8 protein-coding genes and 2 pseudogenes (1 of these 10 only partly in view) are annotated in these 8,180 nt (G+C 34.1%); all 10 read left to right on the top strand.

Translation table 11 applies throughout. From position 1 onward, the window contains the following. A pseudogene (locus Q5O73_RS06720) lies at positions 1 to 567 on the top strand (group II intron reverse transcriptase/maturase); the annotation flags it as partial. A 337-nt stretch (positions 568 to 904) separates the two neighbouring features. After that, positions 905 to 1,495: an FtsX-like permease family protein gene (locus Q5O73_RS06715; protein ID WP_302669318.1), complete on the top strand. Its 591-nt coding sequence runs from the start codon at positions 905 to 907 to the stop codon at positions 1,493 to 1,495. 94 nt (positions 1,496 to 1,589) lie between these two features. Continuing rightward, the gene (locus tag Q5O73_RS06710; RefSeq protein WP_021953238.1) at positions 1,590 to 1,961 is read left to right on the top strand and encodes an Asp23/Gls24 family envelope stress response protein; all 372 of its coding nucleotides are present in this window, start codon (positions 1,590 to 1,592) and stop codon (positions 1,959 to 1,961) included. 90 nt (positions 1,962 to 2,051) lie between these two features. After that, positions 2,052 to 2,477, top strand: coding sequence for a transcription antitermination factor NusB (gene nusB, locus Q5O73_RS06705; protein ID WP_021953237.1), 426 nt, complete (start codon positions 2,052 to 2,054; stop codon positions 2,475 to 2,477). Between the two features lie 16 nt (positions 2,478 to 2,493). After that, entirely contained in the window at positions 2,494 to 3,702 is a 1,209-nt protein-coding gene (gene xseA, locus Q5O73_RS06700; RefSeq protein WP_021953236.1) for an exodeoxyribonuclease VII large subunit, read from the top strand. Positions 3,703 to 3,704: 2 nt separating this feature from the next. Continuing rightward, on the top strand, positions 3,705 to 3,908 hold the full coding sequence (gene xseB / locus Q5O73_RS06695; RefSeq protein WP_021953235.1) for an exodeoxyribonuclease VII small subunit: 204 nt from the start codon (positions 3,705 to 3,707) through the stop codon (positions 3,906 to 3,908). Next, positions 3,901 to 4,791, top strand: coding sequence for a polyprenyl synthetase family protein (locus Q5O73_RS06690; RefSeq protein ID WP_021953234.1), 891 nt, complete (start codon positions 3,901 to 3,903; stop codon positions 4,789 to 4,791). Before xseB ends, Q5O73_RS06690 begins: the two co-directional genes overlap by 8 nt. Positions 4,792 to 4,810: 19 nt before the next feature. Beyond that, a complete protein-coding gene (gene dxs, locus Q5O73_RS06685; protein ID WP_302669317.1) occupies positions 4,811 to 6,673 on the top strand; it encodes a 1-deoxy-D-xylulose-5-phosphate synthase in 1,863 nt (620 codons plus the stop codon). After that, positions 6,670 to 7,479, top strand: a complete 810-nt coding sequence (locus Q5O73_RS06680; RefSeq protein WP_118588476.1) for a TlyA family RNA methyltransferase — start codon at positions 6,670 to 6,672, stop codon at positions 7,477 to 7,479. Before dxs ends, Q5O73_RS06680 begins: the two co-directional genes overlap by 4 nt. Before the next feature lie 11 nt (positions 7,480 to 7,490). Then, positions 7,491 to 8,180, top strand: a pseudogene (locus Q5O73_RS06675) (NAD(+)/NADH kinase) (it continues 150 nt past the right edge of the window).

Genomic DNA, 8,180 nt, shown 5'->3' with positions numbered 1-8,180 from the left:
CTTAGAGACATTAGCAAAACAATTCCATTTAAGGAAACAGACATTAATTTTCAAAAACAAACAATGGGTATTCAGAAAGAAACAAAAATTGTAACCATAGGAGATATGTGTTTACTCCCATTAACGGGAGTTCACCATAGGAGTCCTATGAATTTCTCTCAGGGAATAAGTAATTATACTTCAAAAGGTCGAGAGAAAATACACAAGAATTTAATGCTTATTACACAAAGAGAATTTGAAGCCATAGCTAAAATGAGAGACCCAACAGAAACAATAGAATTTAATGACAATAGTTTATCAGCATATGTCATTCAGCAAGGAAATTGTTACATAACGGGTAAGAAGTTAGATGTTAGTCATATGAAGTGCATTAGAAAGAAACCTTTAAAAAAGAGGGGAACTAATAATCACGGAAATATAATCTTTATAAATTCAGATGTGTACGAGGCAATATTTACGAGAAAGATGGTTGAAGCCCAAAGTTTATTAAGAAAATTTAAGTTGAATGAAGAACAATGGAAAAAAGTTAATTATATAAGACAAAATTATGATTACCAAAAGGTTTAGACAATAAATAATTTGCAAATGTATGATGGCACGCCGTATGAGGCGAAAGTCTCACGTACGGTGTAGAGCAGGGGAAAAGGTGGAGATAATATCAAATCCTTACCTATTGCTATAAAAGTATTGTTTAAACAGTCTTGAATTTAGCAAATACAGCCTGAAAGAGGATATAAGTATTTATGGAATTGAAAATAACAGCAAATATTTAAAAGATGATGTAAGTGACGGATATTATGTTTCTAATACTTTTAGACAGAAGTATAGAGTAAATGCAGGGGATACCATTACCTTAAAAGAGAAGTATGGCAGTAAAAAGTACAAATTCAAAATAAAGGGTACAGTGGAATATCCGGCAGGTCTGGTAATATTTATGTCCAATAAGGAATTCTGCAAGGTATTTGATAAAGGTGATGATTATTACACTGGATATTTTTCAAATAAGGAGTTAAATATTAAAGAAAAAGATGTTGCTTCCTGTATTACAGAGGATGATTTAACCAAAACATCAAGACAGCTTAATGTTTCCATGGGACAAATATTCTATCTTATAAATATTTTTGCAGTTGTGCTATTTGTAATTTTAATATATTTGCTTACTAAGCTTATTATTGAAAAGAATACAAACTCCATTTCCATGGTAAAAATATTGGGATATAACAATGGAGAAATTGCCAGGTTATATTTAATGGCAACAACCTGGGTTGTAGTAATATCTATTTTATTAAGCATCATTATTTCAAAGGAAATAATTGAAGTTATTTATTTTGAAATGATGAAAGATTATACAGGATGGCTTTCGTTATACATTGCTCCAAAGGTGTATGTGGAAATGTTTGTTCTGGGAATTGTATCATATGGTTTAGTTGCTATATTGCAGTTTAGAAAGATAAAGAAGGTACCTATGGATGAGGCATTAAAAAATGTTGAATAAAAATTCATGACTCATTCTTTACGGTAGTTGTAAAAAAAAAGGTTTAATGGTATACTTACAAGGATAGAATGACTTTAATATTCAGGAGGTATACATGGAAGCTGAAAGAAACACATATATAATAAATGATAATTCGGAATTAGGAGAAGTACACATTAGTGACGATGTCTTAGCTGTTATTTCAGCTATGGCGGCTATGGAAGTGGACGGAGTGCTTGCTATGGCAGGAAACATTACGGCAGAGATTGTGGCAAGATTAGGAATGAAAAAGCTTTCAAAAGGCGTTAGAGTTAAAGTGGACGAAAATACAGTAGTTATTGATTTATCAATTGTTCTCAGAATGAATGAAAACATTGTTAAAATTTCAAACAAGGTACAGGATAAAGTTAAAACTACAGTTGAAAATATGACAGGCATGGAAGTTGCCGGAGTAAATGTAAATATTTCTAATGTTTTATCGAATTAATCAGGACTTTTAAAGGGTGCCTTAGAGGCACCCTTTTTGCAGTAGAAGCCGTAAGGCATATAATTGACATATTTTTGAAAGGATATAATTATGAAAAGGGAAAAATCCAGAGAGTGTACTTTCTTATTGCTGTTTAGTAATGATTTCCATGCGGCTAATGAAGTGGCAAAACAGTTAGATATGCTTATTGAAAATCAAAATGATATAAACGAAAATAAAGAAGACCCCATTATAGCAAAAGAGGCAGACAGGGAATATATAACTGCCAGAGTAATTGATATAGAGAAAAACATAGAAGAAATAGACAAAAAAATTAATGAAGTAGCTGTAGGCTGGAGTACGGAACGTATGTCAAAGGTTGATCTTACCATACTTCGTTTAGCATATTATGAAATGAAAATGGATGAAGAAGTCCCTCAGAAGGTTGCCATAGATCAGGCAATTAATTTAGCTAAAAAATATGGCGGAGAAGAATCTTCTTCCTTTGTAAATGGAATATTGGCGAAATTATATTAGAATTTAGGAGAAGGCAATGGCATCTGTATATTCCGTAGGTCAGGTGAATGCTTATATTAAAAATATGTTTAATGCTGATTTTGCATTAAATAACATATATATAAAAGGTGAAATAAGTAATTGCAAATATCATACATCAGGACATATTTATTTTACATTAAAAGACAGTACCGGTGTCATATCTGCAGTTATGTTTGCCGGAAACAGAAAAGGGTTAAAGTTTAAACTTGAAGAGGGACAGAAAGTAATTGCTCTTGGAAGTGTTAGTGTATACGAAAGAGACGGAAAATATCAGTTATACGCAAAGCAGATTATTTTAGAGGGCACAGGTCTTTTGTACCAGAGATTTGAACAACTGAAAACCCAGTTAGAGGAAATGGGTCTTTTTGATAAAATGTACAAAAAGCCTATTCCAAAGTATGCAACTAAAGTAGGTATCTGTACTGCAAGTACAGGGGCTGCAATACAGGATATTATAAACATCTCAAAAAGAAGAAATCCTTTTGTACAGTTGTATTTATATCCGTGTCTTGTTCAGGGACAGGGAGCGGCAGTGGATATTGTTAATGCCATAAGATGTTTAGATTCCATGGATTTAGACGTTATTATAGTTGGCAGAGGTGGTGGAAGCATAGAGGATTTGTGGGCGTTTAATGAGGAAATTGTAGCTAAGGCAATTTTTGACTGCGATACGCCTGTTATATCTGCAGTAGGTCATGAAACTGACTTTACAATAGCTGATTTTGTAGCTGATATGAGGGCACCTACACCATCTGCGGCGGCGGAACTGGCAGTGTTTGATTACAGTGAATTTATGGAAAAACAGCTAAATTATAGCAGACTGCTTTTTTCGTCAATAGACAATAAATTAAAAATATACAGAAAAAGTCTTAAGTCCTATGAAACGTCAGTTAATTTATTTAGTCCTGTTAATCAGCTTCAAAGTAGGAGACAGTACAGTGATGAGTTAATGACTAAGTTATCCAAAGAATTAAATGATGTATTAAATGATAGAAAACATAAGCTTCAGATTTATGCAGAGAGACTAAATGGAATGTCACCACTTAATAAAATATCAAAAGGCTTTGCATATGTAACAGATGGCAATAAGAAACCACTTACCTCTGTGAGTCAGGTAAAAGCAGATGATGAAATGTCACTTATTATTAAAGATGGCACAATTAAAGCAAAGGTAGTGGAAGTTTTTCAGGAAAGTAAGGAGTAGCCATGAGTGAAAATAAAAAATCTGTAGAAGAGAGTTTTAATGAAATAGAAAGTATTATTGCAGAGATGCAAAAAGAAGACGTTACCCTTGACCGTTCCTTTGAACTTTACAATCAGGGGTTAACGCTTATTAAGGAATGTAATGAAAAATTAGATTCCATGGAAAAGCAGATTAAAATAATAGAAGAAGGTAATATAAATGGATAAATTACAGATATTATATAATAACAAAATCGATAAGGTAACAGACATTATATATAGTTTTTGTCCTACTGAAGAAGGATTACAGCAGACAGTAATTGATGCAATGAATTATAGTGTAAAAGCCGGGGGAAAACGTTTGCGTCCTCTTGTATTATTAGAGACACTTAAATTATTTGGAGGCGAGGAAGAGGAGGCATATCCTTTTATGGCTGCCATAGAGATGATACACACATATTCGTTAGTACATGATGATTTACCGGCAATGGATAATGATAAATACAGAAGAGGTAAGCTTACAACTCACGCTAAATTCGGTGAAAATATGGCAATACTTGCAGGAGATGCATTGCTTAATTATGCTTATGAAATAATGTCTGATGCAGTAATGAACAGCAAGTATCCAAAACGTGCCATAAGAGCCATGCAGACTATTGCCAGAAAAGCAGGAATATATGGAATGGTGGGAGGACAGACGGTAGACGTTGAAAATGAAGGAAAAGAAATGTCCATTGATACCATTAATTATATTCATAATTTAAAAACAGCAGCTCTTATTGAAGGTTCAATGATGGCGGGAGCCATACTTGCAGGAGCAAAAGCGGAAGAAATAGATATAGTAGAAAAGATTGCTAAAAGCATAGGTGTGGCTTTCCAGATACAGGACGATATTCTGGATGTAACGGGAGATACTAATCAGTTAGGAAAGGCAGTTTTAAGTGACGAAAAAAATCACAAAACTACATATGTTTCTTTACTTGGTGTAAATATCTCTAAGGAGCATGTTAAGAGATATTCAAGGGATGCCATTGAATTATTAGAGAGTTTAAATAAAGATGATGCATTCTTGAAGTTTTTATTTGTAAAGCTTATAGATAGAGATAAATAAATTTTTTAGTGAGAAAACAATGGGTAAAATATTAGATAATATTAATAAACCAAATGATATAAAAAAAATATCCAGAAGTGATTATCCTAAGTTAGCGCAGGAAATAAGGGAATTTCTTATTTCTTCTGTCAGCAAAACCGGAGGGCATTTAGCTTCTAATTTAGGAACGGTAGACCTTACTATTGCACTTCATGCGGTACTTAATTTACCGGAAGATAAAATTGTGTGGGATGTGGGACATCAGTCTTATACCCACAAAATCTTAACAGGAAGAAAAAATCGGTTTGATACTTTAAGACAGCTTGACGGGTTAAGCGGTTTCCCTAAGAGAAATGAATGTGAATGTGACAGCTTTGACACAGGTCACAGTTCAACATCTATTTCCGCAGCTCTTGGAATGGCGGTAGCTAACAGTTTAAATGGAAATGACAACAGGGTTGTAGCTGTAATTGGTGACGGAGCCCTTACAGGAGGGCTGGCGTTAGAGGCTTTAAATAATGTGGCTTCATTAAACAAGAATTTCGTTATTATTTTAAATGACAATGATATGTCCATTTCTGAAAATGTAGGAAGCATGTCAAATTATTTAAATAAGTTCAGGGTTGGTGAACATTATAATGATTTTAAAATTGATGTGGAGCATTCATTAAGCAAAATTCCGGGAATAGGTCAGAAACTGGTTAAAAGTGTAAAAAAAACAAAGGACAATCTTAAAAATCTTATTATCCATGGCGGATTGTTTGATGATATAGGTATAACCTATATCGGACCTGTAAACGGTCATGATATTAACGGAATGATAGATATTTTCAATGATGCCCTTAAAATTGAGCATCCCATAGTTATACACGTTAAAACCAAAAAGGGAAAAGGATATACCTTTGCAGAGGAAAATCCGTCAAAATATCATGGAATTAACAGTTTTCATATTGAAACCGGATTAGAAACGGTGCATAAGAAGACTATGACGTACACAGATGTTTTTTCAAAAAAACTTGTAGAACTGGCCTCAAAAAATAAGAAGATAGTTGCAATTACTGCAGCAATGAGAGACGGAACAGGACTTGATTTGTTTGCAAAGAAATATCCAAAGCGTTTCTTTGATGTGGGAATAGCGGAAGAACATGGAGTAACCTTTGCGGCGGGACTGGCAGCATCAGGTTATAAGCCTGTAATTTCCATATATTCTTCTTTTTACCAGAGAGCATATGATGAAATATTACATGATGTATGTCTTCAAAAACTTCCTGTTACATTTATAGTGGACAGGGCAGGACTTGTAGGAAGAGATGGGGAAACCCATCAGGGAATTTTTGATATATCTTTTATGTCGGCAATTCCTAACCTTACAATGATAGCACCTAAGGATAAAAGGGAATTAGAAGAAGCACTGGAGTTTGCAATGGATTTTGACGCTCCTGTGGCAGTCAGATTTGCAAGAGGCAGTGCCTATATAAGTCATAATGATAATTATAAATTTGAATATGGCAAAAGTGAAATTATAAAGCAAGGTAGAGACATTGCCATAATCGCTGTGGGAAATATGGTTGAGGAAACACAAAAAGCAGTAAGCAACCTTGAAAATAATGGCATAAATGTAACCTTTGTAAATGCAAGATTTATAAAGCCTGTGGATTATGGTATGATTGAAAATCTTGCTAAGAACCATAAAAACATAATTGTAGTTGAGGAAGCTATTAAAAAAGGCGGATTTGGTGAAAGTGTTGAAGCTTATGCTCAGGAAAATAACTTAAACACTAAAGTTTCAGTTATGGCAATAGAGGATAAATTTGTTGAACAGGGCTCAGTGGAAGAATTAAGAGACAGATTAGGAATAAGTGATAAAAAAATATATGAAAAGGTAATGGGTTTACTGAAATGAAAGAAAGACTAGATGTATTACTGGTGAAAAGAGGTCTTGCACCTTCAAGGGAAAAGGCTAAGGCAATAATAATGAGTGGTATTGTCTTTGTGGATAACGTAAGGGAAGATAAAGCAGGAACTTCTTTTGATGAAAAGGTAAATATAGAGGTAAGAGGTAAAACTCTTAAATATGTAAGCCGTGGCGGTCTTAAGTTAGAAAAGGCAATGGACAAATTCGGTGTGTGTGTTGACAACAAAATATGTATGGATGTTGGTGCCTCCACAGGAGGATTTACAGACTGTATGTTACAAAATGGAGCAGTAAAGGTATATTCTGTGGATGTGGGACATGGACAGCTTGCATGGAAATTAGTTCAGGATGACAGAGTTGTATGCATGGATAGAACTAACATAAGGTATGTTACACAGGATGACATTGATGACGTAATTGAATTTGCGTCCATTGATGTATCATTTATATCATTAACTAAAGTTTTACTTCCTGTCAGAGAACTGCTAAGTGAAAACGGACAGATAGTGTGTCTCATTAAACCACAGTTTGAGGCAGGCAGGGAAAACGTTGGGAAAAAAGGTGTTGTAAGAGATAAAAAAGTACATACACAGGTTATAGAAATGGTAATTGAATATGCAAAAAGCATAGGATTTGGAATTATTAATTTAGATTTTTCGCCGGTAAAGGGACCGGAGGGAAATATTGAATATTTACTGTACTTACAAAAATTAAAAGAAGGGGAAGATTTTCAGGAAAATAATGTAAATCCAAGTGAAGTAGTGGAGTGTTCACATATGGAACTTGATAAATAGAGGTGTTTAATTTGAAGAATTTTTGCATTGTATCAAACAGCTATAAAGATAAAGAATTGAATTTAGCGAAAAAAACTTCTGAATACATTAAGCTAAAAGGTGGTAAATGCTATTTAGCAGATAATGTGGACATTACAACGGGAGATTTCAGGGTTCTTGATGCAAATGAGTTTCCAAAAGACACAGAGTGTGTTATAAGTATAGGTGGAGACGGAACTCTTTTACATACTGCGAAGGATTTGATGAAGCTTGATGTGGTATTTGTGGGAGTGAATAAAGGAACTCTTGGTTTTTTAGCGGAAATTTCTCCGGAAAATGTAGAATCAGCCATTGACAGATTAATGGATGACAGATTTAATGTGGAATCCAGGATGATGTTAAAGGGTGAAATAATAAGGGATAATAATGTCATATATGAATCTACGGTTTTAAATGACATCGTTATACATAGAGCAGCTGATATGGCAATCACAAGATATGAAGTATTCGTAAATGGACAGCTTCTTGGCAATTTTGAGGCGGACGGTATTATATTGTCCACTCCAACAGGGTCTACGGCTTATAATCTTTCAGCAGGAGGACCTTTGGCAAGACCGGATTCTCATTTGATTATGCTGACCCCTATTTGCCCTCACACTTTAACTAACAGAAGCATCATTTTTTCAAAAAATGATGAAATTGAGGTTGTAATAGGTGAAAGC

It is taken from the genome of Eubacterium sp. AF15-50 (assembly GCF_934835595.1).
Lineage (GTDB): Bacteria > Bacillota > Clostridia > Lachnospirales > Lachnospiraceae > Eubacterium_G > Eubacterium_G segne.
This window is presented reverse-complemented; position numbering and strand designations above follow the sequence as displayed.

Bases quoted from the DNA above. Each gene is read 5' to 3' on its own strand.
- Q5O73_RS06710 (WP_021953238.1), top strand. From the start codon at position 1,590: ATGGAAGCTGAAAGAAACACATATATAATAAATGATAATTCGGAATTA.
- nusB (WP_021953237.1), top strand. From the start codon at position 2,052: ATGAAAAGGGAAAAATCCAGAGAGTGTACTTTCTTATTGCTGTTTAGT.
- xseA (WP_021953236.1), top strand. From the start codon at position 2,494: ATGGCATCTGTATATTCCGTAGGTCAGGTGAATGCTTATATTAAAAAT.
- xseB (WP_021953235.1), top strand. From the start codon at position 3,705: ATGAGTGAAAATAAAAAATCTGTAGAAGAGAGTTTTAATGAAATAGAA.
- Q5O73_RS06690 (WP_021953234.1), top strand. From the start codon at position 3,901: ATGGATAAATTACAGATATTATATAATAACAAAATCGATAAGGTAACA.
- dxs (WP_302669317.1), top strand. From the start codon at position 4,811: ATGGGTAAAATATTAGATAATATTAATAAACCAAATGATATAAAAAAA.
- Q5O73_RS06680 (WP_118588476.1), top strand. From the start codon at position 6,670: ATGAAAGAAAGACTAGATGTATTACTGGTGAAAAGAGGTCTTGCACCT.